Here is a 24,271-nt window from a genome sequence, read left to right on the forward strand (position 1 = left end):
TGCTCAATGCCGGCGAGGGGGCGGGGCCATGAATATTTCGATTAGACAAATCCGTTATGTCTATGAGGTGGCGTTGACGGGCAGCATCGCGGCGGCGGCGGAGTCGATACCGATTTCCAAGTCCGCCTTGTTGAGCGCCATCATTCATGTGGAACACCAAATCGGATTTCGGATTTTTGAACGCCGCCCGGCGCGAGGCGTAAAAATCACCCCGGCGGGCAAGCAATTCATGCTGGCGGCGCAGGATATGTTGGAGGCGAAGTCGACGTTTAATCGCAGCATCGCCAATCTGACGCGGCCGGGCGCCGTGCAATTGCGGATTGGCTGTTTTGAGCCGTTTGGCGCTTTATTCATGCCGGATGTGCTGAAGCGCTATATACAGGGCCAGGGCGAAGTCGACATCCAGCTGCGGGAAGGAGATCAGTCGCAATTGCGCGGCTGGCTGGCGGCCGACGAGGTGGATTTGATCGTGACCTACGATATCGGATTTCACTTGGACGAGGAGGTCAGCCGTATCTGCAAAGTGCCCTGTCATGCCTTGCTGTCGAGACAAGACCCGCTGGCGGAACAAGAGTCGGTCTCCTTGGCGGATTTAGCGCTGCGGCCGCTGGTATTGCTGGATTTGCCGCAGACGGCGGCGTATTTGCTGGCCTTGTTCGCCATATCGCCTTGTCAGCCTCATGTGCGCTTCAGGACGCGCTCTTATGAAACCGTGCGCGCGGCGGTTTCCGCGGGATTCGGCTGTTCCATCCTGAATATGTGCCCGTCCGGCAGCGCCACTCGGGATGGACCGGCGTTGATACGAAGACCGTTCGCCGATTTCAGTCCCGCGCCCACGCTGATCGTGCAGGATAAACATGGTCGGGAAAAACCCGCTTTCATCCAGGATTTTATTAGCGCGACGCAGCAGCATTTTCGCCAACTGGGGCCGGAGGGTTTCGCCGTGGCGATCCCGGCCTTGGCGGCGACTTTGTTTCAGGTGTAAGTATTGATTGAACCATTTAAAAGGCGATTGGAACCGCCGCTCTGGTCTTGACGCCCGGATGGGTATTTTATCGCCATGGCAAGCCCGGATGAGGTCTATACTGGAGCCGGCATTGGCACCGCCGATGCACGCCAAGGAGCTGATCATGAGTAAATCAAGACACAGCAGCAAGGAAGCCAAAAAACAGCCGTTGATGACGCCCAAGGAGAAGCGGGCGGCCAAACATCAGAAGAAGCATGGGCCGGACGGGGCGCCCATCATTGTCCCTCACTAAGGCGAGCGCCGCGGCGATGCGGCTGCCTTGATGTGCTGAGCGCCTCGCTGGTTTTGATCCGTGCGCTGTTTCCCCTCACGGTCCATCCGACCGTCTACGCCGGCCAGCGGGCCGGCCAATCGCCCAAACCTCCTGCCTTTGCGGCCAGGAGGTTTTTGTTTGGCGCGGATTGCTTGCGGATCAAGGGCAGGCGCGCGCCGCCAAAATATGCTTGTTGATTTTTTTCGGCGGAGACGATAGCTTTACCGGCTTTATTCGGGGCCGGCCGCCGTGAACGCGGCGGGGGCGGGGGACAGGCGATGCAAGAGGCCATCGAGGCGACGGGCTATCACGCCCATGTGTATTTCGACGCGGCGCAGCAAGCCGCGGCGCGGCGGCTGCGCGAGGCGGTGGCGCAGCGCTTCGCCGTGGAGTTGGGGCGCTGGCGAGAGCAGGCTTACGGGCCGCATCCGGTGGGCGCGTATCAGATCGCCTTCGCGCCGGCCTTGTTCGGCGAGATCGTGCCGTGGCTGATGCTGAACCGGGAAGGGCTGAGCGTGCTGCTGCATCCGCTGACCGGCGACGATGTCGAGGACCACAGCGACTTCGCCATGTGGCTGGGCGCGCCGCTGGAGTTGAACATGGACTTTCTGCGCCAGCACGGCGACAACGGGCGCTCGGGCTAGCCGCGGCGGGCGCGGCCAAAACAAAACCCACCGATCGGAACCGGTGGGTTTTGTGATTGACGGGTACCGGTTTTAGCGCCGTTCCACCGCCAGCGCCACGCCCATGCCGCCGCCTATGCACAGCGTGGCCAGGCCCTTCTTGGCGTCGCGACGCTGCATTTCATGCAGCAGGGTGACCAGCACGCGGCAGCCGGAAGCGCCGATCGGGTGGCCCAGCGCGATGGCGCCGCCGTTGACGTTGACCTTGTCCGGGCCCCAGCCCAGTTCGCGCGCCACGCCCAGCGCCTGGGCGGCGAAGGCTTCGTTGGCTTCCACCAGATCCAGCTCTTCCACCTTCCAGCCGGCCTTGTCCAGCGCCTTGCGGGTGGCGGCCACCGGGCCTATGCCCATGATTTCCGGCGCGCAGCCGGTCAGCGCGTAGCCCTTGATCGCGGCCAGCGGCTTCAGGCCCAGCTGGTCCGCCTTTTGGGCCGACATCAGCAGCACCGCTGCGGCGCCGTCATTGATGCCGGAAGCGTTGCCGGCGGTGACGGTGCCTTCCTTCTTGAAGGCGGCGCGCAGCTTGGCCAGGCCTTCGGCGCTGGCGTCGTGCTTGATGAACTCGTCGCTGTCGAAGGCCAGCGGATCGCCCTTGCGCTGCGGCACCAGCACCGGGGTGATTTCGTCCTTGAACTTGCCGGCTTTCTGAGCGGCGGCGGCGCGTTGCTGCGAGGCCAGCGCCAACGCGTCCTGCTCTTCGCGGCCGATGCCGTACTTTTCCGCCACGTTTTCAGCGGTGATGCCCATGTGGTAGGCGTTGTAGGCGTCGGTCAGGCCGTCGTTGACCATGGTGTCGATCAGCTGGGCGTTGCCCATGCGGAAGCCGTCGCGCGAGCCGGGCAGGATGTGCGGCGACAGGGACATGCTTTCCTGGCCGCCGGCGATGACGATGTCGGCGTCGCCGTTGGCGATGGCCTGGGCGCCCAGGTGCACGGCGCGCAGGCCGGAGCCGCAGACCACGTTGAGGGTGGTGGCCGGGGTGGTGACCGGCAGGCCGGCCTTGATCAGCGCCTGGCGCGCCGGGTTCTGGCCGCTGCCGGCGGTCAGCACCTGGCCGAGAATGACTTCACTGACGTCTTCCGGTTTCAGGCCGGTTTTGGCCAGCAGGGATTTGATGACGGTGGCGCCCAGTTCCGGGGCCGGGATCTTGGCCAGCGCGCCGCCGAAACTGCCGATGGCGGTGCGGGTTGCTGCGACAATCACGACTTCCATGTTTTTCTCCGTCTCTCTCTTCAATGTGACCGCGAAGGTCGGTGTGTCGGCCAGCGCGCCGGCGGCGGGGCGGGGAGGCCGCTAAAGCGTTGCGAAGCGGCTTTCAACGCCCATGTCTATCCATCCCGCCGACGCGCAGCAGATCGTAAACAGGTTCTTATTGCAGGCTGGCCACCACGCTGGGCATGGCCTTGGCCAGCACATAGCTGCCCGGCGCCGCTTGCAGCGGCGGGAAGTCTTTGCTGCCCAGGCTCTTGGGCGCGGCGACTTTCTTGCCGGATTGAGGGGCCAGCCAGGCGTCCCAGTCCTTCCACCAGCTGCCGGGGCGGCTTTCCGCGGTTTCCAGCCAGGCGTCCGCGTGCTGGGGTTGGGCGTCGTTGACCCAGTAATTGCGCTTGTCCTTGGTCACCGGGTTGATCGAGCCGGCGATATGGCCGGAGGCGCCCAGCACGAAGCGCCGCGACGGCGCGCCGGTCAGGTAGTGGATGCCGGAGTAGGCGGAGCTCCACAACACGATGTGGTCTTCGCGCGCGGCGAAGATGTAGACAGGGATGTCGATCTTGGAAACGTCGATGGGCACGCCGCACAGGGTGATGGAACCCGGCTTGGTCAGCGCGTTGTTCATGTAGAACTGGCGCAGCATGAAGGTGTGCATCGGCAGCGGCAGGTCCACCGCGTCGTTGTTCCAGTAGAGCAGGTCGAACGGCGCCGGCGTCTTGCCCAGCAGATAGTTGTTGACCACGTAGTTCCACACCAGATCGTTGGCGCGCAGGCTGGCGAAGGTGCGGCCTATCTCCTTGCCGCTGATGATGCCGCCGGCGGCGATCTTGGCTTCGCGGCTGGCCACCAGATTCTCGTCGATGAAGTAGGAGATCTCGCCCGGCTCGGCGTGATCTATCAGCGAGGTCATGAAGGTGGTGGAGTCGAAGTATTTGAGTCCGCGCGCCTGCAGCACGCACTGGGTGGTGGTCAGGATCACGCCGCCGACACAGAAGCCCAGCGCGTTCATGCTGTCCTGTTTGCTGATCTTGCGCACGGTTTCCGCCGCGGCGATCACGCCTTTCTCGATATAGCTTTCCCAGGTGAAGTGCTTCATCTCCGGTTCCGCCGAGCGCCAGCTGATCAGGAATACGCGGTAACCCTGGGCGACGAAGTGACGGACCATGGAGTTGTCCGGCTGCAAATCCATCAGGTAGTACTTGTTGATGCAGGGCGGCACGATCAGCAGCGGTTTTTCATAGACCTGGCCGGTGGTGGGGGTGTACTGGATCAGTTCGATCAATTCATTGCGGAACACCACCTCGCCCGGGGTGACCACGATGTTTTTGCCGATATCGAACTGGCTCTCGTCCGACATCGAGATATGGCCCTTCTGGAAATCCTCCAGCATGTTCTTCATGCCGTCGACCAGGCTTTCGCCCTTGGTCTCTATCGCCCGTTTCATTACGTCCGGGTTGGTCAGCATGAAGTTGCTGGGGGAGACCGCGTCCAGGTATTGGCGGGTGGCGAAGGCCAGCTTGTCCTTGGCTTCTTCCTCCAGCTGGGCGTTGTCCACCAGCTCGGTCATCCATTTGCTGGTGAGCAGATAGCCTTGCTTGAGGAAATGGTAGAACGGGTGTTCATCCCATTCCGGCGAGGCGAAGCGGCGATCGCCCTTTTTCGCCGAGGCGTCGCCGTTGACGGGCGCCTGGCCCAGGAATTGCGACCACAGATTCATCTGCTGCTGATACAAGCTGCTTTGCCAGGCGAACAGCTGGCCGGCGTTGCTGAGCATGGCGCCCCAGGCGTTGGCCAGCGGCAGTTCAGCATTTCCAGGTTGCGGCGGCAGCGGCAGGTTGTTGACGAACTGCTGCATCCATTGTTGGTTGGCCTCGGATAGGCTGGCGAAGAAACTATCCAGCGGGTTTGTACTTTCTTGGGTCAAAGCTGTCTCCTGAAACGTGCCGAAGCGTTATCGAAGCTTTCCTGCATTGGACCGTGTAACAAAGTGTGCGGTCGCAAGGTACGCCATGACTGTAACAGGGTTGCATGACATTTTCACCGGGAGGAGGACGATAAGGCGCGTCGAAAGCCGCATCTTGTTGCCGCAGTGCACAATCTGCCTAGCTGTCCTTTCGGCCTGGCATGCCGGGGGGGTGGAAATTATGGGATAATCGCGAGCTGGTAAGCTTGGCGTTGAACAGAACGGGAAAGGATGGTCATGACGGCATTCAAGGCGCGCTTGGGCGATCAGGAGGTCGCGGTGGGCAATATCTTCTGCATCGGGCGCAATTACGCCGCCCACGCGGCGGAATTGAACAACCCGCTGGAGGACGAGCCGCTGGTGTTCCTGAAACCGACGTCGGCGCTGGCCGGAGAGGGCGAGCCCCTGCGTTTGCCCGACTATTCCCGCGACGTTCACCATGAGTGCGAACTGGTGCTGCTGATAGGCAAGGGCGGCCGCGACATTGCGGAGTCCGAAGCGCTCGGCCATGTGGCCGGCTATGGCATCGGTCTGGACATGACGGCGCGCGACGTGCAATCGGCGGCCAAGAGCAAGGGGCAGCCCTGGACCAAGGCCAAGGGTTTCCCCACCGCCGCCTGCCTGTCTCGTTTGGCGCCGGCGGAGCGGGTGGCCGATCCGCAGCGGCTGAGCTTTGAATTGCGCGTCAACGGCGAGCTGCGCCAGCAGGGCGACACCGGCCTGATGCTGTTCCCGGTGGCCGCCGTCATCGCCTATCTGTCGCGGATCTACGGCCTGCAGGCCGGCGATCTGATTTATACCGGCACGCCGGAAGGCGTGGCCGCGGTGCGTTCCGGCGACCGGCTCAGCCTGAAGCTGGAGGGCCTGGCCGCCGCCGAATGGAGCGTGCTCTGATGGCGGCCTCAGGCGAGGACGACGGCAAGGTCCGTCTCGACAAATGGCTGTGGGCCGCCCGTTTCTTCAAGACCCGGCAGCTGGCGCACGAGGCGCTGGAGCTGGGGCGGGTGCAGGTCAACGGCGACCGGGTCAAGGCGTCGCGGGTGGTCAAGGAGGGGGACCAGCTGGTGATGCGCATCCATCAGCTGGAATACCGCGTCGAGGTGCTGGCGCTGAGCACCCAGCGCCGGCCGGCGCAGGAGGCGCGGCTGCTCTACCGCGAGGACGAGGCTTCTCAGCGCGCCCGTGAAGAGCAGGTGCTGCTGTTGAAGTCGGAGCGCGCCAGCTTCCCGCACGGGGACGGCCGTCCCACCAAGAAGGCGCGGCGGGATATCGGCAAGTTCAAAGGGCAATTTTAAGAGGCGGTTCACAGTCTGCTGCGCGTCGGCGATACGGCGTTGAAAACGTTTTCGCCTTGTCTCGCTCTAGCTGGCGAGACTTTGAACAGGCTCTAAAAAGCCGCTCGAATTCTGCGCGCCATTTTCAACCAGAAACCCGTCAAGGGCCGAGCTTCAGATCATGTCGTCTTCCGCGTCACCCACCGTATCCCTGCTGCCGTTCAGCCTGTTCTATTTCAGTTATTTCGCCTTCCAGGGCCTGTTCAGTCCGTTCTGGGGGCTCTATCTGCAATCGCTGTCCTTCTCCGCCTGGCAGATCTCGGTGCTGATGGCCTTGTCCACGCTGGCGCGCATCGTGGCGCCCGGCTTCTGGGGCTGGCTGGCGGACCGCCGCGGCCGCCGGCGCGCCATCATCCTGACGACGTCGCTGTTGTCGGCGGCGGCCTTCCTGCTGGTGGGACTGGACCGCGCTTTCTGGTGGGTGTTCGTCAGCCTGGCGGTGTCCCACTTCTTCTGGGCGGCGGCGCTGCCGCTGGTGGAGGCCAGCACCGCCCACCTGACGCGCGCGCAGCCGGGGCGTTACAGCCGGGTGCGGGTCTGGGGCTCGATAGGCTTCGTCTGTCTGGCGATGAGCGGCGGCCTGCTGCTGGACAGCATCGGTATTGGCAATCTGCCCTGGGCGCTGTGCGCGCTGCTGGCCCTGGTGGCCGCGGCGGCCTGGCGGGTGCCGGAAGTGGCCGCCGAGCGCAAGAGCGGACCGTCGGCGCCGATAGCGGCCACGCTGCGGCGGCCGGAGGTGATAGCCTTGTTCGGCTGCTGCTTCCTGATGGCCTTCGCCCACGGCCCTTACTATACTTTTTTCTCCATCGGCCTGAAGCAGGCGGGTTATGAGCAAGGCGCGATCGGCATGCTGTGGGGGCTGGGCGTGGTCAGCGAGGTGGCGGTATTCCTGTTGATGCCCAAGATCATGGCGCGCGCGCGTTTGGAAACGCTGATGCTGGCGTCGCTATTGGCGGCGGCGCTGCGTTTCGCCTTGATCGCCGCTGCGGCCGAGCTGGCCTGGGTGGCGATAGGCGCGCAGCTGCTGCACGCGCTGACTTTCGGCCTGCACCACGCCGCCTCGGTGGGCTTGATCCACCGCATGTTCGACCCACATCACCACGGCCGCGCCCAGGGTCTGTACATCATCGCCTCGTTTGGGGTTGGCGGCAGCGCCGGCGGCCTGATCGGCGGGCTGGTGTGGCCGCACGGCGGCATGGCGACGACGTTCGCGATGTCGACGGCCGCCGCCGCGCTGGGCGTGTTGCTGTGCCGGCGCTGGCTGCGGCTGGCGGCGCCTGCTCAGGCGGGCTGATCTTTGAACAGGGCCGGCGGCACGAAGTAACAGCTGTCGCCGTCGATGCCGGGCAGTTCGATCCGGCCCTGATAAAGCAGGCCGATTTTCTCCAGCACGCGGATGGACGCCTGGTTGTGCGGCGCGGTGATGCCCACCACCACCGCGTGGCCCAGTTGCTCGCGGCCGTGCTCTATGGCGGCCAGCGCGGCTTCGCTGGCGTAGCCGCAGCCCCAGTATTGCTCCAGGAAGGCGTAGCCGATGTCCGGGTAGTCCAGGCCGTCGCGCTTGACCAGGCCGCAGATGCCGACCGGGGCGCCGTCGTCCAGCCGTTCCACCAGCAAGAGGCCGTGGCCGTGCTTGCGATAGCTGGTTTGCGGGCCTTCTTCGATATAGCGCAGCGCGCCGAGCAGATCGTGGGCGTCCTTGTCGCCGATATTGGCGATGAAGGCCGGCTCGTTCAGCAGCTTGAGCATGAAGGGGGCGTCGCTGGCGTGCAGCGGACGCAGTTGCAGTCTGGCGGTGGCGATGTGATGCATGGCTGGTTCGGATTTCGCGGGATGAGGTCGTAAAAAAAGCCGACGGCGCAAGCGCCATCGGCTTTGATGCTAACAGGCCTGCGGCTCAGCACTCAACAATATTCACCGGCACTTCGATGACGTTGATGGCCAGGCCGCCGCGCGCGGTTTCCTTGTACTTGGTGCTCATGTCCATGCCGGTGTCGCGCATGGTCTTGATCACCCGGTCCAGCGACACGAAGTGCTGGCCGTCGCCGCGCAGCGCCATGCGCGCCGCGTTGATGGCCTTGACCGAGGCCATGGCGTTGCGTTCGATGCAGGGCACTTGCACCAGGCCGCCCACCGGATCGCAGGTCAGGCCCAGATTGTGCTCCATGCCGATCTCGGCGGCGTTTTCCACCTGTTCCGGGGTGCCGCCCAGCACTTCGGCCAAGGCGCCCGCGGCCATCGAGCAGGCCGAGCCCACTTCGCCCTGGCAGCCCACTTCGGCGCCGGAGATGGAGGCGTTGAGTTTGAACAGCACGCCGATGGCGCCGGCGGTGAGCAGGAAGCGCACAATGCCGTCGTCGCTGGCGCCGGGCACGAAGCGGGCGTAATAGTGCATCACCGCCGGGATGATGCCGGCCGCGCCGTTGGTGGGCGCGGTGACCACGCGGCCGCCGCCGGCGTTTTCCTCGTTCACCGCCAGCGCGTACAGATTGACCCAGTCCATCACCGTCAGCGGGTCGCGCAGCGCCGCCTCGGGCGAGGCCAGCAGCTTGCGGTGCATGTCGGCGGCGCGGCGCTTCACCTTCATGCCGCCGGGCAGGATGCCTTCGCGCTCGCAGCCGCGCTTGACGCAGTCCTGCATCACTTGCCAGATCTTCAGCAGCTCGGCGCGCACTTGTTCCTCGCTGCGCCAGGCCAGCTCGTTCTCCAGCATGATCTGGCTGATGGATTTGCCGTGGCGCTGACACAAGGCCAGCAATTCCGCCGCGCTCTTGAACGGGTGCTTGAGCTCGGTGACGCCCGGCGGCACGAAGCCGGCGTCGATGGCGGCTTCATCAACCACAAAGCCGCCGCCCACCGAGTAATAAGCGCGCTTGGACAGGCTGGCGCCGGCGGCGTCGAAGGCTTCAAAAATCATGCCGTTGGGGTGGTAGGGCAGGGTTTTCTTCTTGTGCAGAATCAGGTGTTCGCCTTCGACGAAGGGCACGGTCTGCTTGCCCAGCAGGGCGACGGACTTGTCGGCGCGGATGGCGGCCAGCATGCCGTCCACCGCGTCGGTGTCCACCAGGTCGGGCTGTTCGCCCTGCAGGCCCAGCAAGACCGCGACGTCGGTGCCGTGGCCCTTGCCGGTGGCGCCCAGCGAGCCGAACATTTCGGCGCGCACGCTGGCGGTCTGAGTCAGCAACTCGTCTTTTTCCAGCCGGGCGATGAATTGGCGCGCGGCGCGCATCGGTCCAACCGTGTGGGAGCTGGACGGGCCGATGCCTATCTTGAACAAATCAAAAACACTGATGGCCATAATGCTTCTCTTTAAGGGCTGTGTCCCGCTAAGCGGGTTGTTGTCCGGACGGCCTGGACCGTCCTTATTATTGTCGTTGTCATGGTTTCGCACGGCTTTGGCGCGAGGGTCCGGCCTGCGCCTCGCCATCTTGCGGCAGCCGGGCAATCTAGACAAGCCGGCGACGGCTGTCAATTTAGAATTATAGAGTCAGGACTAAGTTGCGTCGGGGATTCGACGAGTTGAAACCGCTTCGCATTCGGACGGCATGAACCGGGCGGGCGGAAGGCCCTTGGGGCAGGCCGGGGAGGGGAATGGGGCGTGAAAAAGCCCGGGCGAGCCGGGCTTGGAGCTTAGAACCTGTTTACGATCTGCTGCGCGTCGTGAGACGTGACACGGTGAGTACCCTTTCGAAATGCTCATGTACCACGCGTACATTCCGCGTTCTCAGCCGCAACGCCTTGTCTCGCCCTAGCTCGCGAGATCGTAAACACGTTCTTAGAACCTGTTCAAGGTCTGCTGCGCTTCGGCGATACAGCGTTGAAACCGAGCTCAAAATGCTCATGTACCACGTGTACATTCCGCTTTTTCTCTCGTTTTCGCCTTGTCTCGCTCTTGCTCGCAAGACTTTGAACCGCCTCTTAGACTGCGGCGGCGGTGAAGCGGCGGCGCAGATGCTGCGGTTTTTCCAGTTCGTCGACGATGGCCACGGCCAGGTCTTCCACGCTGATATCGGCCGGCTTGTCGCCGTTGAACAGCAGCTGATCGCCGCCCAGCCGGTATTTGCCGCTGCGTTCGCCCGGGTGGAGGAAGGCCGGCGGGGAGACGAAGGTCCAGTCCAGCGCGGTTTCTTCGCGCAGGCGGCGCAGGGCCTCGCGCACGCCCAGTGCGCCTTCCTTCCATTCCGCCGGGAATTCCGGGGTGTCCACCAATTGCACGCCGGGCGCCACTTCCAGGCTGCCGGCGCCGCCCACTTCCAGGAAGCGCTTGACGCCGGCCTGCTTGACGCCGGCGACGATGGCGTCGTGGCCCTTGACGGCCAGCGCCTGGATGTCGGCCTTGTCCCAGCCGGGATTGAAGGCGCTGACCACGGCGTCGTGGCCGGCCACGGCGGCGGCGATCTGGCCGGCCTGGTAGGCGTCGGCGGCCACGCCGCTCAGTTGCGGGTGTTGCGGCAGCTTGGACAGAGTGGTGACGATGGCGCTGACTTGATGTTTGCGGGCCAGCAGTTCTTGCAAGATGGCCGAGCCGACAAAGCCGCTGGCGCCGATCAGAGCGATTTTCATGGGGATTCCTTTTCGCGATAAACGTGATGAAGTTTGATGGCGTTCAGAATAGCAGCTTGATTATAGAGCGATAATCCGGCAAAAATAAGATTGATAGTTTAGATGGGCTTAATAATGGATGCGTTGAGACGGATGGCGGTCTTCGCCATGGTGGTGGACAAGGGTTCGATGAACGGCGCGGCGCGCGAACTGGGCATGACGCCGTCGGCGGTCAGCCAGCACATCAGCAAGCTGGAGCAGCAGCACGGCGTCAGCCTGCTGCACCGGACCACGCGTAAGCTGACGCTGACCGAGGCCGGCAGCCTGTTCTATCAGGGCTGCGCCGATATGCTGGCCGCGGCGCAGCTGGCCGAGCAGCGTTTGCTGGAGCTGCGCGACGCGCCGGTGGGCGAGCTGCGCATCGCCGCGCCCACCGGTTTTGCCGGTGCCTTGTTGAGCGAGGCGCTGACGCCGCTGCTGAGCGCGCACTCGGGCCTGAAGCTGCGTTTGTTCTTCCACGATGAAATGATAGATCTGGTGGACAACCGCATCGATCTGGCTTTGCGCGCCGGCGTGCTCAAGGACTCCAGCCTGGTGGCGCGCCACCTCGCGGACTGGCCCAATGTGCTGTGCGCGTCGCCGGCTTATCTCGCGCGTCAGCCGGCGATCACGCGGCCGGAGCAATTGTCCGCGCTGCAGTGGGTGGCTTTGTCTGACCGCAAGCTGGGTTGGCTGGCCTTCGAGCACGCTGACGGCAGCCGCTTCACCGCCGAGCCGGACGCGCGCCTGGTCAGCAACAATATCGTCGCCGCGCGCCAGTTCGTGCTGGCCGGCATGGGGGTGGCGGTGCAGCCGGAGCCGGAGATACGTCAGGAACTGGCCGACGGCCGCTTATTGCGAGTATTGCCGGAGTGGAGCTTGCCGCCGCTGGCGATTTACGCGGTGACGCCGCGCCGCGACATTCAGCCGGCCAAAGTGCGTTACGCGATCGAGGCCTTGCGCGCCAGCCTGAGCAAATGAAAAACGCCGCCGGCAGGGCCGGCGGCGTGATTGGAACGGCAGTCGTTCAGGATCAGAAGGCGATCTTGAAGCCTACGCCGAAGGCTTGCGGGTCGTTGCCGGCGGTCAGAGAGGCAGAAGAGGTGCCAAGAGTGCCTGCATCGTATACCGGGTTGTTGGCGAAGTTGGCCTTGGCCTTGGCGTTGTTGCTGATCTTGGTGTAGTAAGCCAGTACTTGGGTGGTTTTGGACAGGTTGTAAGTGCCGCCCAGAGTCCATTGCTTGGCCTTGAAGTCGTCGCCGTTAACGCCGGCGGAGGTGTTCTTCAGCGTGCCCAGCTGGCCGTAGGACAGCTTGACCGAAGCCGCGCCGAAGTCCTGACCCAGAGCGATCAGCCAGTCGTCTTGCTTAACTTGGCCGCCGCCTACCTGGTCGTAGGTGCCCCATTCGTAGTTGCCGCCGACGAAGGTGCCGGTGTCGAACTTATAGCTGGCAGCCAGGCCGTAGAAGGTGACGTTCTTGCCGGAGTTCAGCGACAGTACCGCCGGGCTGTTGCTGCTGGAGGTGTTGTACGTGTTGCTGTTGGCCGTAACCGCCGTATCGTACTGGCGATCCCAGGCGGCGGCCAGGTTCAGGCCTTGCCAGGTGTAGCCCAGGCCCAGGGAGATGCGTTTGGAGTCGTTGCCGGATACGCGGTTTTCATCCACGCCCCAGGACGCGCCCAGCTTGAAGCCGGCCCAGCTCGGGGAGAAGTAGTGAACCGAGTTGGCCATACGCGCTTCGCCGCGGCTGTTGACCGAGCTGCTGCCGAAGTTGTCGGCGGTGGTGTTGACCATCAGGTCGGTGCCCAGCGCGCTGTTGCCGCTGCCGGTGAACATCTTGTAGGCGGAGTCGTGCCGACCCAGCAGCACGCGGCCGAAGTCGCCGTTGTCGAGGCCGATGAAGGTGTTGCGGGTGGCGAAGGTCGCGGTTTGACCTTTGTCGTCGGTGCCGCCTTGTTCGAAGTTGCGCAGGCTGTTTTCCACCTGCCAGATCGCCTTGGTGCCGCCGCCGATGTCTTCAAAGCCCTTGAAGCCGATGCGGGAGTTGTGGTCGACGATGCGGGTGCGGCTGCTGTATTCGCTGCCGCCGGAACCGGTGGCTTTGCTCGATTCGATGCCGCCGCTGAGGAAACCGTAGATGGTTACGTCAGCGTGGGCGACAACGGGCAAGGCGAACATTGCGGCAAGCAGGGCTGCCAGATTTTTCTTTTGCATCTTGAATGCTCCAAGTCAGTTTTTGCTTTACTAAAGTCAGGTGCCGAAGCTGGCGGACCTGCAATATCTATAGTAGATAAGTGCGGTATCGCCACAACACATGTCTTAGTTTAGCCACAAAATATGACGTGGGTGTTGCAATGTTGTTGCATCAAGACAATTCGGACAGGGGTAGTGTTGCAATTACGCCAAGAATTGATTGGGGTAGACCTCGTCCAGCAGGGTGCGGCAATCGACGATGCGCAGATCGTTGTCCTTGGCGAAGTCCATCAGAAAGCAAAACACCTGCGGGCTGATTTTCTCCAGTTTTTTGTCCACCGCCACGCAGCGCACGCCGTCCAGCATCATCGGGCGGACATGGGCGTGGTAGTGCAGTTTCTGATCGTCGAAGGAGGCTAGGATGCCGGCCAGGCGTTCGGCCCAGTCGCTGGGGCGGAAGGTGCGCCCCTCGGAAGTGATGCCCTGGATGACTATTTCGTATGGATTGCAGATCATGGCGGTGGACCGGAGTGTTTGCTTTTGGTTTAGCCTGTTTTTTATCGTCTGCTAAGCGATTTGCACTTGGCGTTTTATGTTCAGGCGTTTTGTTTGTTGCTGAATATTTAGCATTTTACCCGAAAATCAGATGCGCTTGAATGGCGGCAGCGAGGCGAGCAGCCGCTTGCCGTAGCTTTGTTTTTGCAAGCGGTTGTCCAGAATGGTGACGCGGCCGTAGTCGCGTTCGGTGCGGATCAGCCGGCCCACGGCCTGCACCAGCTTGATCGAAGCTTCCGGCACCGTGATCTCGATGAAGGGATTGCCGCCGCGTTTCTCTATCCAGCGCGACAGGGTTTTGCCTACCGGATCGTCCGGCATTGCGAACGGCAGTTTGGCAATAATCACGTGCACGCAGCTTTCGCCGGGCAGGTCCAGGCCTTCGGAGAAGGAATCCAGGCCGAAGATCACGCTGGGTTCGCTCTGTTTCAGCCGCTGATGGTGCTGTTCTATCAGCAGGCTCTTGGGGATTTCGCCCTGAATCAGCAGCCGCTCGCGCAGCGCGGCCGGCAGGCCGGCGGCGACCTCCTGCATTTGTTTGCGGGAGGAGAACAGCACCAGGGTGCCGACCGGTTCTTTCACATCGATCAGCTTGGGCAGCCATTCCACGATTTCGCGGGTATGGCCGCCGGCGTCCTTGGGGCTGGCCAGCATCGGCGGCAGATACAGCTCGCCCTGCTCGTCGAAATTGAAAGGGGAGTCCAGCGCCACGCAGCTGACTTCCGGCATCCATTTCAGGCCGGTCTGCGACAGCAGCAGGTCGAATTCGCCCAGCGAGCGCAGCGTGGCCGAGGTCAGGATGGCGCCGGCGGCGCGGCGCCACAGCGTGGCGGCCAGGCTGGCGGCGGCGCTGACCGGCGAGGCGGAGAACAGGTAATCGCCCTTGCCCTCGGCGCGGCGGGTGATCCATTTGGCGATGGGCGGGCTGGCGGGCTCGGTTTCTTTTTCAAACAACTCCCACACCGCCAGCAGTTGTTCGGCGCGCGCGGTCAGAAAGCCCAGGTCGGAGGCGGTCTTGTCGACTTGCGCCGCTTCGCCGCCCTTGTCCTTGCGCGCCTCGCCCAGCGCGTCGGTCAGCAGGCTCAGCTGTTTGAACAGCGAGCGCGCCGAGGTGGCCATATTGGCGGTGGGGCCCTGGAAGCGTTCCGGCAGCACGCCGTCCTCTATCAGCCAGGTGGGCTCCAGATTGTCGCTGGAGGCGGCCAGCGCGTCTTCGCCTTCCAGCAGCCACAGCCACTCGGTCAGCGTTTCGGAGCAGGCGCTGGCGGCTTCTATCGCCTGGCTGACGATGTCCACCTTGTCGGTCAGCGCCTCCACGCGGATGGCGGCGGCGGCCACTTTGTCCAGCCAGGACATGGCCTGAGCCAGCGAATGTTCGGCGGAAAACTGGTTAACCGCCTTTTTGGCCAGGTGGTGCGCCTCGTCGATACAGTAGTAACTTTCTTCCGGCGCCGGCAGGATGACGCCGCCGCCCATGGACACGTCGGCCAGCATCAGGTCGTGGTTGGCCACCACCACGTCCACGTTTTCCAGCACGTCGCGCGCCAGATAGAACGGGCATTCCGGCCGGTTGGGACAGGCGGCTTTCAAACAGCCGTGACGGTCGTTGGTGACGCGCGACCACAGGCCGTCCTCTATCACGCTTTCCCAGGCGTCGCGGTCGCCGTTCCAGCGGCGGTAATAGAAGGCGTCGGCCAGCTGGCGCAGGGTTTCGATTTCGCCGGCTTCCGGCTTGCGGTCCCATAGCGCCAGCGTCGGGTCCAGATCCAGCAGCTGGCCTTGGGCGTTCTCGGCGGTCAGCGCGTAAATGCGCTGCGGACACAGATAGCGGCCGCGGCCCTTGGCCAGGGCGAAGGTCAGCGGCAGGCCGCTGTTTTCGACGACGAAGGGCAGGTCGCGGTTGACCAGCTGCTCTTGCAGGGCGACGGTGGCGCTGGTGACCACCAGCTTCTTGGCGCGGGATTTGGCCATCACGCCGCCGGCCAGCAGATAGGCCAGGCTTTTGCCGACCCCGGTGGGGCCTTCGATCACGGCGATGCTTTCGCCGGCGCGCTCCGGCCAGTCGTCGCCTTCCTTGTCCTTGCTGCGCGACAGCGCGTTGGCGATCTCCGCCAGCATGCGGCGTTGCGCGGCGCGCGGGCGGAAGCCCGGCAAGTTGTCGGCTATGGTCCGGTAATGGTCGCGAATCGCGTCTTTTTCAGCAGGGGTCAGCATGGCGGCGATTGTACCGCAAGGGGGCGGCCTTGTCTGGCCGCGCCAAGCCGGGCGTCGAATATGGGGAAATCCTGATGTGCGACTGCAAAATGACGGCGACGCGCGGATGTGGATAGGATAGGCAAATATAAAAACAAGCGAAATTGCGCGAGCGACTTAGGCAGACAAATCCATCAATAACAGCGCAAAGCAATATCAACAGGAGAAACCCGATCATGACACCCGTTAGCCGAGTGCTGGTGGTCAGCGACGACGCCAAATGGCAGGCCGATGTGCTGGCCGGACTGGGCGCCGCCGCGGTCCGGCTGGAAAACCCCTACGGCCTGACTTTCGTCGGCGTCGCGCGCAGTCAGGACGCGCTGGATCAGATCGCCCGAGACGGCGACGTCCAGGTGGTGCTGGTGGACAAGCAGTTGCAGGAGAAGGGCGTCAGTCAGGCGGCGGCGCAGCTGGCCAACCGCATCAGCGCCTTCCGTCCGGAAATTTCGCTGTATGTCTTATTGTTCGACGACGACGAGCGCGCGCTGGTGGAAGACCTGGCCAGCCACGCGGTGGACGGCTATTTCTACCGCGACGAGCTGGATTTCCACGGCTGGTTCCGCATTCTGTCGGCGGAGCTGGCGGAAAAGTCCGCGACGCCGTTCTACGACAAGCTCAAGCAATACGTGCGCATGGCCAAGGATTCCTGGCACACGCCGGGCCATTCCGGCGGCGATTCCTTGAAAGGCAGCCCCTGGGTCGGCGATTTTCACGACTTCGTCGGCGAGAGCATGCTGCGCGCCGACCTGTCGGTGTCGGTGCCGATGCTGGATTCTCTGCTGCACCCCACCGGGGTGATAGAGGAGGCGCAGATGCTGGCGGCCAAGGCCTTCGGCGCCAAGCGCACCTACTTCGCCACCAATGGCACCTCCACCTCCAACAAAGTGATTTTCCAGACCTTGCTGGCGCCCGGCGACAAGCTGCTGCTGGACCGCAATTGTCACAAATCGGTGCATCACGGCGTGATCCTGTCCGGCGCGCTGCCGGTGTATCTGGATTCCTCGATCAACAAGCAGTTCGGCATTTTCGGACCGGTGCCCAAGGAAACCATCTTCGCCGCGATCGACGCCAACCCCGACGCGCGGGTGCTGATCCTGACCTCCTGCACCTACGACGGGCTGCGTTACGATCTGAAGCCCATCATCGAGGCCGCGCACGAGCAGGGCATCAAGGTCATCGTCGACGAGGCCTGGTACGGCTTCGCCCGTTTCCACCCGGCGTTCCGGCCGACGGCGCTGGAGTCCGGCGCCGACTACGTGACCCAGAGCACGCACAAGGTGCTGTCGGCGTTCTCCCAGGCCAGCATGATCCACGTCAACGACCCCGGCTTCGACGCGCATCTGTTCCGCGAGAACTTCAATATGCACGCGTCGACCAGCCCGCAGTACAACCTGATCGCCAGCCTGGACGTGGCGCGCAAACAGGCGGTGATGGAGGGCTACCGGCTGCTGGACCGCACGCTGAAGCTGGCGCAGGAGTTGCGCGACAAGATCAACTCCACCGGCGCTTTCCGGGTGCTGGAACTGTCGGACCTATTGCCGGAGGAGGTGAGGGAGGACGGCATCCAGCTGGACCCGACCAAGCTGACCGTGGACATCACCCAGTCAGGCTTCACCGCGGACGAATTGCAGCAGGCGCTGTTCGAGCGCTACAACATCCAGGTGGAGAAATCCACGTTCAGCACCATCACCCTGCTGCTGACCCTGGGCACCACCCGCAGCAAGGTGTCGCGGCTTTATGATGCCATGCTGCGTCTGGCCAAGGAAAAGCGCCCGCCGCGACCGCTGGGAAGGATGCCGGAGATTCCGCGTTTCTCCAGTCTGGCCAGCTTGCCGCGCGACGCTTTTTACGAGGCCGGCGAGCGCTTGCCGCTGCTGGACGACGATGGCCGCCCCAACGCGGCCCTGGTCGGACGGGTCTGCTGCGACCAGATCGTGCCGTATCCGCCCGGCATTCCGGTGCTGGTGCCCGGCCAGGTGATAGACGACACCATTCTCGCGTATTTGGCGCGGCTGCAAAAAACCCAGAAATCCATAGAAATGCACGGTTTGGCCGAGGATGGCGGCGAGTTTTTGCTGCGAGTGCTCAAAGAAGGGGAGCTGGCGCAACTGCCTGGACGCGCCTTGTTCAAATGAATGCTTGTCAGACAGGCTGATTTCCGATAAATATAAGTCTTGTCGCAATTATGTAAATCATGCGCTTTGCGTAGGCATGCTTGCGACGCCTGTGAATGACTTGAGACCAGCGTGTAGTAATGTGCCATCGCGCATGAAGGACACTGAAACGGTGTCGAACGCGCGGTGGCTTTTTTTTTGAAATGGAGCACCATGACGTCCCCTAGGCATTACTTGCAATTCAGCGACCTGACCCACGAGGAATACCGCCATCTCTTCGAGCGCAGCAAGGTCCTGAAACGACGACGTAGCGACGGCCAGCTGTACCAGCCGCTCGTCGGCAAGGTGATGTCCATGGTGTTCGAGAAGAACTCCACCCGCACCCGCGTTTCTTTCGAAGCGGGCATGGCGCAACTGGGCGGCCACGCGATGTTCCTGGACTCGCAAAGCTCGCAGATGGGCCGCGGCGAGCCCATCGAGGACACCGCCCGCGTGCTGTCGCGGATGAGCGACATCATCATGATCCGCACCTATGAGCAGGCGCTGGTGCAGCGGCTGGCCGCGCATTCCAAGGTGCCGGTGATCAACGGCCTGACCAACGAATACCACCCGTGCCAGATTCTGGCGGACATCTTCACCTACATCGAGCAGCGCGGCTCGATCAAGGGCAAGACCGTGGCCTGGATAGGCGACGGCAACAATGTCTGCCGCACCTGGCTGCAGGCGGCTCGCATCCTGGGCTTCAAGCTCAAGGTGGCGACGCCGGTGGGCTTCGAGCTCAAGGCCTTGGACGGCCAGCATTACGGCCCCGAGCACTTCGAACCCAGCCACAGCGCCAGCCATGCGGCGACCGGCGCGGACCTGGTGACCACCGATGTGTTCACCAGCATGGGCTTCGAGGCGGAGAAGGAAGCGCGGCTGGAAGCCTTCCGCGACTACCAAGTGACGCCGGAGCTGATGAAGCTGGCCAAGCCGGACGCCTTGTTCATGCACTGTTTGCCGGCGCACCGGGGCGAGGAAGTGGCCGCCGCGGTGATAGACGGGCCGCAGAGCGTGGTCTGGGACGAGGCGGAAAACCGCATGCACGTGCAGAAGGCGCTGATCGAGTTCCTGCTGCTGGGCCAGCGCTACGACTGAACTGACGACGCGGGCGAGCCCGCCGTTTACGCGATTCGGCAAGGCCGCGCCAGGCGCGGGCCGGATCCGGCAATCAATGGATTTGAAAGAATACAAAATGTCTGACATCAAGAAAGTGGTACTGGCTTATTCCGGCGGTCTGGATACTTCGGTAATTCTCAAGTGGCTGCAGGATACCTATCAATGCGAGGTGGTGACCTTCACCGCCGACATTGGCCAGGGCGAAGAAGTGGAACCGGCGCGCAAGAAGGCGGTGTCGCTGGGCATCAAGCCGGAAAACATCTTCATTGACGATCTGCGCGAGGAGTTTGTCCGCGATTTCGTGTTCCCGATGTTCCGCGCCAACGCCGTTTACGAAGGCGAATACCTGCTGGGCACCTCGATCGCGCGGCCGCTGATCGCCAAGCGCCAGATCGAGATCGCCAACCAGGTGGGCGCCGACGCGGTGTCTCACGGCGCCACCGGCAAGGGCAACGATCAGGTGCGCTTCGAGCTGGGCTATTACGCGCTGAAGCCGGACGTCAAGGTGATCGCGCCGTGGCGCGAATGGGATCTGCTGTCGCGGGAAAAACTGCTGAACTACGCGGAAACCCACGGCATCGACATCAGCAAGAAGAAGAACGGCGGCAGCCCGTATTCGATGGACGCCAACCTGCTGCACATCTCCTATGAAGGCACGGTGCTGGAAGACCCGGCGGCGGAGCCGGAAGAGGATATGTGGCTGTGGACGGTGAGCCCGGAGAACGCGCCGGATCAGGCCGAATACATCGAGCTGAGCTATGAGAAGGGCGACATCACCGCGATCAACGGCGTGGCGATGAGCCCGGCCCAGGTGCTGACCGAGCTGAACCGCCTGGGCGGCAAGCACGGCATCGGCCGGCTGGACATCGTGGAAAACCGCTATGTGGGCATGAAGTCCCGCGGCTGCTACGAAACCCCGGGCGGCTCCATCATGTTGAAGGCGCACCGCGCGATCGAATCCATCACCCTGGACCGCGAAGTGGCCCACCTGAAGGACGAACTGATGCCCAAGTACGCCAAGCTGGTCTACACCGGCTACTGGTGGAGCCCGGAGCGTCTGATGCTGCAAGGCATGATCGACGCCTCCCAGGCCACGGTCAACGGCTGGGTGCGGCTGAAACTGTACAAGGGCAATGTGATCGTGGTGGGCCGCGAATCCAAGACCGACTCGCTGTTCGACCCCGCCATCGCCACCTTCGACGAAGACGGCGGGGCTTACAATCACGCCGACGCGGCCGGTTTCATCCGCCTGAACGCGCTGCGGATGCGGATTGCCGGCAACGCCAAACAGAAACGCGGCTAAAGCGCCGCGTTGGACCCCAAGAGCCCCCGCAGGGGGCTTTTTTTAATGACGCAAAATATGGAAACCAATCATCGATCCAATGCCTGGATCCCCTGGGCCTTCGTGCTGCTGTGGAGCACCGGCTTCATCGGCGCCAAGCTGGGCCTGCCTTTCATCGGCCCGTTCACCTTTTTGGCGATACGGATGGGTCTGACCCTGCTGTGCTTCGGCGCGCTGATCGCCTGCTTCCGGCCCGCCTGGCCGGGCCTGGCGGCGGCCAAGCACCAATGGGCTTGCGGCGCGATGCTGCACGGCCTTTATCTGGGCGCCAGCTTCGCCGGCATCAAGCTGGCGGTGCCGGCCGGCATTACCGCGCTGATCGTCGGCCTGCAGCCGATACTGACTGCGATACTGAGCTGGCTGATGGGCGAGCAGCGGCTGAGCCGCATGCAATGGCTGGGCCTGGCGACAGGTTTTGGCGGCGCGCTGCTGGTGGTGCTGGGCGGCAAGGGCTTGCAGTTAGGCGCCAATCCCGGCCTGTGGCTGACCGCGCTGGCCTTGTGCGCGATCACCGCCGGCACCTTGTACCAGAAACGCTTCGGCCAGGGCGTGCATCCGTTGACCGGCGCCTTCCATCAATACCTGGCGGCCTTTCTGATTACCGGCGCGCTGGCCCTGGGGCTGGAGCGCGGCGAGGCCATCCACTGGAACGCGCAACTGGCGCTGGCCCTGGGCTGGAGCGTGCTGGCGCTGTCGGTGCTCGCCATCCTGCTGCTGATGCGCATGCTGAAAGACGGCGATGTCAGCAAGGTGGCCAGCTATTTCTATCTGACGCCGGGCCTGGCCGCGGTGCAGGCCTGGTGGCTGTTCGACGAGCAATTGAGTCTGCTGGCGGTGGGCGGCATGCTGTTGGCCGCGCTGGGTGTCGCCCTGGTGCTGCAGAGGTTGCGCTGGCGCCGATAGGCGCGCGCGGGCATTGAGCCGGAGGGCGATGGCGAGTATCTTATTACGGCCAGGCGGGGCGCATCGCTAAGACCCCGCCGGTCCGTGATCTGCTGTGGACGCAAAGGACAACAAGTGTCGGAAGAACAATTCACCAATATTTCCATGATCGTGTGCCTGGGCGGCCTGATCATTTTCATGGGCTTTATCATCTGGGACCTGGGCAAGAAGGCTCAGGCCGGCAAGATGGGCATGTTCATCCTGTTCCTGGTGCTGGGCTTCGGCGTGTCCGGCTTCCTGTTCAAGAACGTGCTGGTGGAGTTCCTGATCCAGAAATGAAGGCTCGCGAGACAGCGAACGGCCGGCAAGCTTGCTTGCCGGCTTTTTTATGGCCCCTGGAAAACTCGCTAGCCGCTAGTGACCGCGGTCCAGTATCAGCTTCAAGCCCAGCGCGATGAACACGCTGCCGGCGATGCGGTCCAGCCACTGGCTGGCGCGGCGGCTCTTGGACAGCCATTGGCCGATGGTGCCGGAGAAATAGCCGAGGCAGCCGAAGATCAGCGCGCCTTGCAGCGTGAAGACCAGGCCGAGCGCGGCGATCTGCAGCCCGGCCGGACCCTGGGCCGGGTTGACGAATTGCGGCAGGAAGGCGAGGAAGAACAGCACCACTTTGGGGTTGATCGCATTGGCGATCAGGCCTTTGCGGAAGGTGGCGGCCAGCGGCGCGGCGTCCCGCCCGGCGGCGCCGGCCTGGAAGCTGGCGCCGGGGCTGCGCAGCGCCTGCCAGCCCAGATAGATCAGATAGCCGCCGCCGGCGAACTTCAGCAGCGTGAAGGCCAGCGGGGAGGCGGCGATCAGCGCGCTGACGCCGAGCGCGGCCAGCACCGTGTGGTTCAGGCAGCCCAAGGCGCAGCCCAGGCCGAAGGCCATGCCCTGGCGGCGGCCGCGGGCGATGCCCTGGCTCAGCACCATCAGATTGTCCGGGCCGGGCGACAGGGTGATCAGCATCGCGGCGGCGGTGAAGGCGAGCAATTGTTCCGGGGTGACGAGCATGGGCTTCTCTGGCGGTGGTTCGTGTCCGGATGATTCCGCATTTGCCGCCGGGAGACAAGCGCTTTGTCCGGCCGCGCCGGTCTCCCTTTGGACTGCGCGTTCAGCCTGCCTCGTCCAGCGCGCTTTCGATTTCGCGGATATGCGCTTGATGGCCTTGGATGCGCTGACCGGTGGGCGGTCCCTTGAATTGCTTGCGCACGCCCAGCGCGAACCAGAACAAGGCCAGCACCAGCAGCAGCGCGACGGTCAGGTACAAGACCTTCTCATTCGGCGGCTGGATGCCGACGAAGACCAGCACCGCGCCGCCCAGCGTGGCCAGCGCGGCGATGGGTTTGGACGCCCGGCCCAGATCGAACGGCCCCTTGTGGGTCCAGCTGCGGCCCTCGGCGAACAGGCCGGCGGCGGACGGCAGGATGTAGGAAATGTACAGGAACACCGCGGCGCCGGTGGACAGCACCAGGAAGGCGTCGCCGTACAAGGTGGCGGCGATGGCGAGCGCGGCGCTGACCCAGATCGCCGGGCCCGGAGTGCGGTGTTGCGGATGCACCTGGCGCAGCCAGCGCGAGGCCGGCAGGCCGCCGTCGCGGGCGAAGGCGTACATCATGCGCGAGGTGGAGGTCAGGCAGGCCAGGCCGCACAGATAGTTGACCAGAAAGATGCCTATGCCCAGCGCCGCCTTCAAGGCCGGCGGCAGCGCGCTCAGCAGCAGATCGAAAAAGCCCATGCCGGCCTTGACTCCAGCGCCCAGGTCCGGCAGCACCAGCACGAAGGCGCAGATCATCAGATAGCCGAACACGCCGGACCACAGCACCGAGCGCAAGATGCCCTTGGGCACATTGCGCGCCGCTTCGCGGGTCTCCTCCGAGGTGTGGGCGGAGGCGTCGTAGCCGGTCAGGGTATAGACGGTGAGCAGCAGGCCGGCCAGGAACACCATCACCGTATTGTCCATCCGCGGCCAGGCGCCGCCGTCGGCGCCGCTGTAATTGTGGAAGGTCCACAGGCGGGAGAAGTCCAGCGGTCCGGGCGCGTAGATCAGCAGCGACACCACCAGGGCCAGGGTGACGACGAAGATCAGATAGCCGGACAGATCGGTCAGCCGGGTGGTGAGCTTGATGCCCAGGTGGTTGAGCCAGGCCTGGCTCAGCGCCACCACGGCGAGAAACAAGGTCTGATGGCCCCAGCCCAGCTGTTCCGGATTCAGGCCCAGCAGCGGCGCGACCAGGGTTTTGAAGAAGGGATCGTAAACGCCGAAATTGACCGCGGCGGTGACGAAGATCAGTCCCAGCAGATTGATCCAGGCGGTGGTCCAGCCCAGGCCCTTGCCGCCCAGAATGGACGCCCAGTGGTAAAGCCCGCCGGCGGTGGGGTAGGCGGAGGCGATCTGGGCCATGGCCGCGGCGACGATGGCGGCGAACAGCGCGCCCAGCGGCCAGCCTATGCCGATGGCCGCGCCGCCGCCGGCGCTGAGTCCGGCCGGGAAGGCGGTGATGCCGCCGGCCAGCACGCAGATGATGGAAAAGGAGATGGCGAAGTTGGAAAAGCCGCTCATGCGTCGGGACAACTCCTGAGCGTAACCCATGCTGTGCAACAGTTTCTCGTCCTCGCCGACGGGCGCGGACTCATGCCGAACTGGTTCCATGATGTTCCTCTCTCATTGTGCATGTCTG

The 24,271-nt window shown here is 63.7% G+C and carries 21 protein-coding genes and 1 pseudogene; 12 read left to right on the top strand and 10 right to left on the bottom strand.

The features are described from left to right. The first annotated feature begins 28 nt into the window (after positions 1–28). The 3 genes from ACODSD_RS16925 to ACODSD_RS16935 all read left to right on the top strand — a co-directional run bounded on the left by ACODSD_RS16925 (position 29) and on the right by ACODSD_RS16935 (position 1,924). A complete protein-coding gene (locus tag ACODSD_RS16925) occupies positions 29–985 on the top strand; it encodes a LysR family transcriptional regulator (RefSeq protein ID WP_235088985.1) in 957 nt (318 codons plus the stop codon). 7 nt (positions 986–992) lie between these two features. Further along, positions 993–1,259, top strand: a complete 267-nt coding sequence (locus ACODSD_RS16930) for a hypothetical protein (RefSeq protein ID WP_235088982.1) — start codon at positions 993–995, stop codon at positions 1,257–1,259. Positions 1,260–1,558: 299 nt separating this feature from the next. Beyond that, positions 1,559–1,924, top strand: coding sequence for a DOPA 4,5-dioxygenase family protein (locus tag ACODSD_RS16935; RefSeq protein WP_488877890.1), 366 nt, complete (start codon positions 1,559–1,561; stop codon positions 1,922–1,924). A 72-nt stretch (positions 1,925–1,996) separates the two neighbouring features. Here ACODSD_RS16935 and ACODSD_RS16940 read toward each other — a convergent pair whose 3' ends face one another. Continuing rightward, positions 1,997–3,175: an acetyl-CoA C-acetyltransferase gene (locus tag ACODSD_RS16940; protein WP_488877891.1), complete on the bottom strand. Its 1,179-nt coding sequence runs from the start codon at positions 3,173–3,175 to the stop codon at positions 1,997–1,999. 157 nt (positions 3,176–3,332) lie between these two features. After that, positions 3,333–5,030 carry a PHA/PHB synthase family protein gene (locus ACODSD_RS16945; RefSeq protein ID WP_488877910.1) on the bottom strand — a complete coding sequence of 566 codons (1,698 nt, stop codon included), beginning with the start codon at positions 5,028–5,030 and terminating at the stop codon, positions 3,333–3,335. A gap of 345 nt (positions 5,031–5,375) precedes the next feature. Between ACODSD_RS16945 and ACODSD_RS16950 the strand changes: the two genes are divergently transcribed. The 3 genes from ACODSD_RS16950 (at position 5,376) to ACODSD_RS16960 (ending at position 7,766) form a co-directional block, all read left to right on the top strand. Continuing rightward, on the top strand, positions 5,376–6,032 hold the full coding sequence (locus tag ACODSD_RS16950; RefSeq protein WP_227103561.1) for a fumarylacetoacetate hydrolase family protein: 657 nt from the start codon (positions 5,376–5,378) through the stop codon (positions 6,030–6,032). Continuing rightward, complete coding sequence (locus ACODSD_RS16955) at positions 6,032–6,433, top strand: RNA-binding S4 domain-containing protein (protein WP_107799431.1); 402 nt, start codon at positions 6,032–6,034, stop codon at positions 6,431–6,433. The genes ACODSD_RS16950 and ACODSD_RS16955 overlap by 1 nt, the downstream gene beginning before the upstream one ends. Positions 6,434–6,593: 160 nt before the next feature. Further along, positions 6,594–7,766, top strand: coding sequence for an MFS transporter (locus ACODSD_RS16960; protein ID WP_488877892.1), 1,173 nt, complete (start codon positions 6,594–6,596; stop codon positions 7,764–7,766). Here ACODSD_RS16960 and ACODSD_RS16965 read toward each other — a convergent pair. The 3 genes from ACODSD_RS16965 to ACODSD_RS16975 form a co-directional block, all read right to left on the bottom strand. After that, positions 7,754–8,284 carry a GNAT family N-acetyltransferase gene (locus ACODSD_RS16965; RefSeq protein ID WP_488877893.1) on the bottom strand — a complete coding sequence of 177 codons (531 nt, stop codon included), beginning with the start codon at positions 8,282–8,284 and terminating at the stop codon, positions 7,754–7,756. The two genes, ACODSD_RS16960 and ACODSD_RS16965, sit on opposite strands and share 13 nt — an antisense overlap. Positions 8,285–8,369: 85 nt before the next feature. Continuing rightward, the gene (locus ACODSD_RS16970; protein ID WP_488877894.1) at positions 8,370–9,770 is read right to left on the bottom strand and encodes an L-serine ammonia-lyase; all 1,401 of its coding nucleotides are present in this window, start codon (positions 9,768–9,770) and stop codon (positions 8,370–8,372) included. A 620-nt stretch (positions 9,771–10,390) separates the two neighbouring features. Beyond that, on the bottom strand, positions 10,391–11,035 hold the full coding sequence (locus ACODSD_RS16975) for an NAD(P)-dependent oxidoreductase (RefSeq protein WP_107799427.1): 645 nt from the start codon (positions 11,033–11,035) through the stop codon (positions 10,391–10,393). Positions 11,036–11,149: 114 nt separating this feature from the next. On the opposite strand from ACODSD_RS16975, the gene ACODSD_RS16980 reads away from it, so the two are divergent. Beyond that, positions 11,150–12,034, top strand: coding sequence for a LysR family transcriptional regulator (locus ACODSD_RS16980; protein WP_048412147.1), 885 nt, complete (start codon positions 11,150–11,152; stop codon positions 12,032–12,034). A 52-nt stretch (positions 12,035–12,086) separates the two neighbouring features. Here ACODSD_RS16980 and ACODSD_RS16985 read toward each other — a convergent pair whose 3' ends face one another. The 3 genes and pseudogenes from ACODSD_RS16985 to dinG all read right to left on the bottom strand — a co-directional run bounded on the left by ACODSD_RS16985 (position 12,087) and on the right by dinG (position 16,016). Further along, positions 12,087–13,268 carry a porin gene (locus tag ACODSD_RS16985; protein ID WP_488877895.1) on the bottom strand — a complete coding sequence of 394 codons (1,182 nt, stop codon included), beginning with the start codon at positions 13,266–13,268 and terminating at the stop codon, positions 12,087–12,089. A 210-nt stretch (positions 13,269–13,478) separates the two neighbouring features. Beyond that, positions 13,479–13,763 (bottom strand): annotated as a pseudogene (locus ACODSD_RS16990) (DUF3579 domain-containing protein); the annotation flags it as partial. A 126-nt stretch (positions 13,764–13,889) separates the two neighbouring features. Continuing rightward, the gene (dinG, locus tag ACODSD_RS16995) at positions 13,890–16,016 is read right to left on the bottom strand and encodes an ATP-dependent DNA helicase DinG (protein ID WP_253314920.1); all 2,127 of its coding nucleotides are present in this window, start codon (positions 16,014–16,016) and stop codon (positions 13,890–13,892) included. Positions 16,017–16,231: 215 nt separating this feature from the next. Here dinG and ACODSD_RS17000 point away from each other — a divergent pair, with 215 nt between their 5' ends. The 5 genes from ACODSD_RS17000 (at position 16,232) to ACODSD_RS17020 (ending at position 21,890) form a co-directional block, all read left to right on the top strand. Further along, positions 16,232–18,190, top strand: a complete 1,959-nt coding sequence (locus ACODSD_RS17000) for an aminotransferase class I/II-fold pyridoxal phosphate-dependent enzyme (protein ID WP_235088971.1) — start codon at positions 16,232–16,234, stop codon at positions 18,188–18,190. Positions 18,191–18,382: 192 nt separating this feature from the next. Then, complete coding sequence (gene argF, locus ACODSD_RS17005) at positions 18,383–19,306, top strand: ornithine carbamoyltransferase (RefSeq protein WP_107799423.1); 924 nt, start codon at positions 18,383–18,385, stop codon at positions 19,304–19,306. Positions 19,307–19,403: 97 nt separating this feature from the next. After that, positions 19,404–20,630, top strand: a complete 1,227-nt coding sequence (locus ACODSD_RS17010) for an argininosuccinate synthase (protein ID WP_107801798.1) — start codon at positions 19,404–19,406, stop codon at positions 20,628–20,630. Positions 20,631–20,687: 57 nt separating this feature from the next. Further along, complete coding sequence (locus ACODSD_RS17015; RefSeq protein ID WP_107799422.1) at positions 20,688–21,572, top strand: DMT family transporter; 885 nt, start codon at positions 20,688–20,690, stop codon at positions 21,570–21,572. 114 nt (positions 21,573–21,686) lie between these two features. Next, entirely contained in the window at positions 21,687–21,890 is a 204-nt protein-coding gene (locus ACODSD_RS17020; protein ID WP_019099892.1) for a DUF2788 domain-containing protein, read from the top strand. A 75-nt stretch (positions 21,891–21,965) separates the two neighbouring features. Here the strand turns inward: ACODSD_RS17020 and ACODSD_RS17025 are convergent, their stop codons facing one another. Together ACODSD_RS17025 and ACODSD_RS17030 are read right to left on the bottom strand one after the other, a co-directional pair. Continuing rightward, entirely contained in the window at positions 21,966–22,604 is a 639-nt protein-coding gene (locus tag ACODSD_RS17025) for a LysE family translocator (protein WP_227107952.1), read from the bottom strand. A gap of 100 nt (positions 22,605–22,704) precedes the next feature. After that, a complete protein-coding gene (locus ACODSD_RS17030; RefSeq protein ID WP_235088968.1) occupies positions 22,705–24,243 on the bottom strand; it encodes an amino acid permease in 1,539 nt (512 codons plus the stop codon). Between the last annotated feature and the right edge of the window lie 28 nt (positions 24,244–24,271).

This window comes from Chromobacterium sp. FG22 (assembly GCF_057809415.1).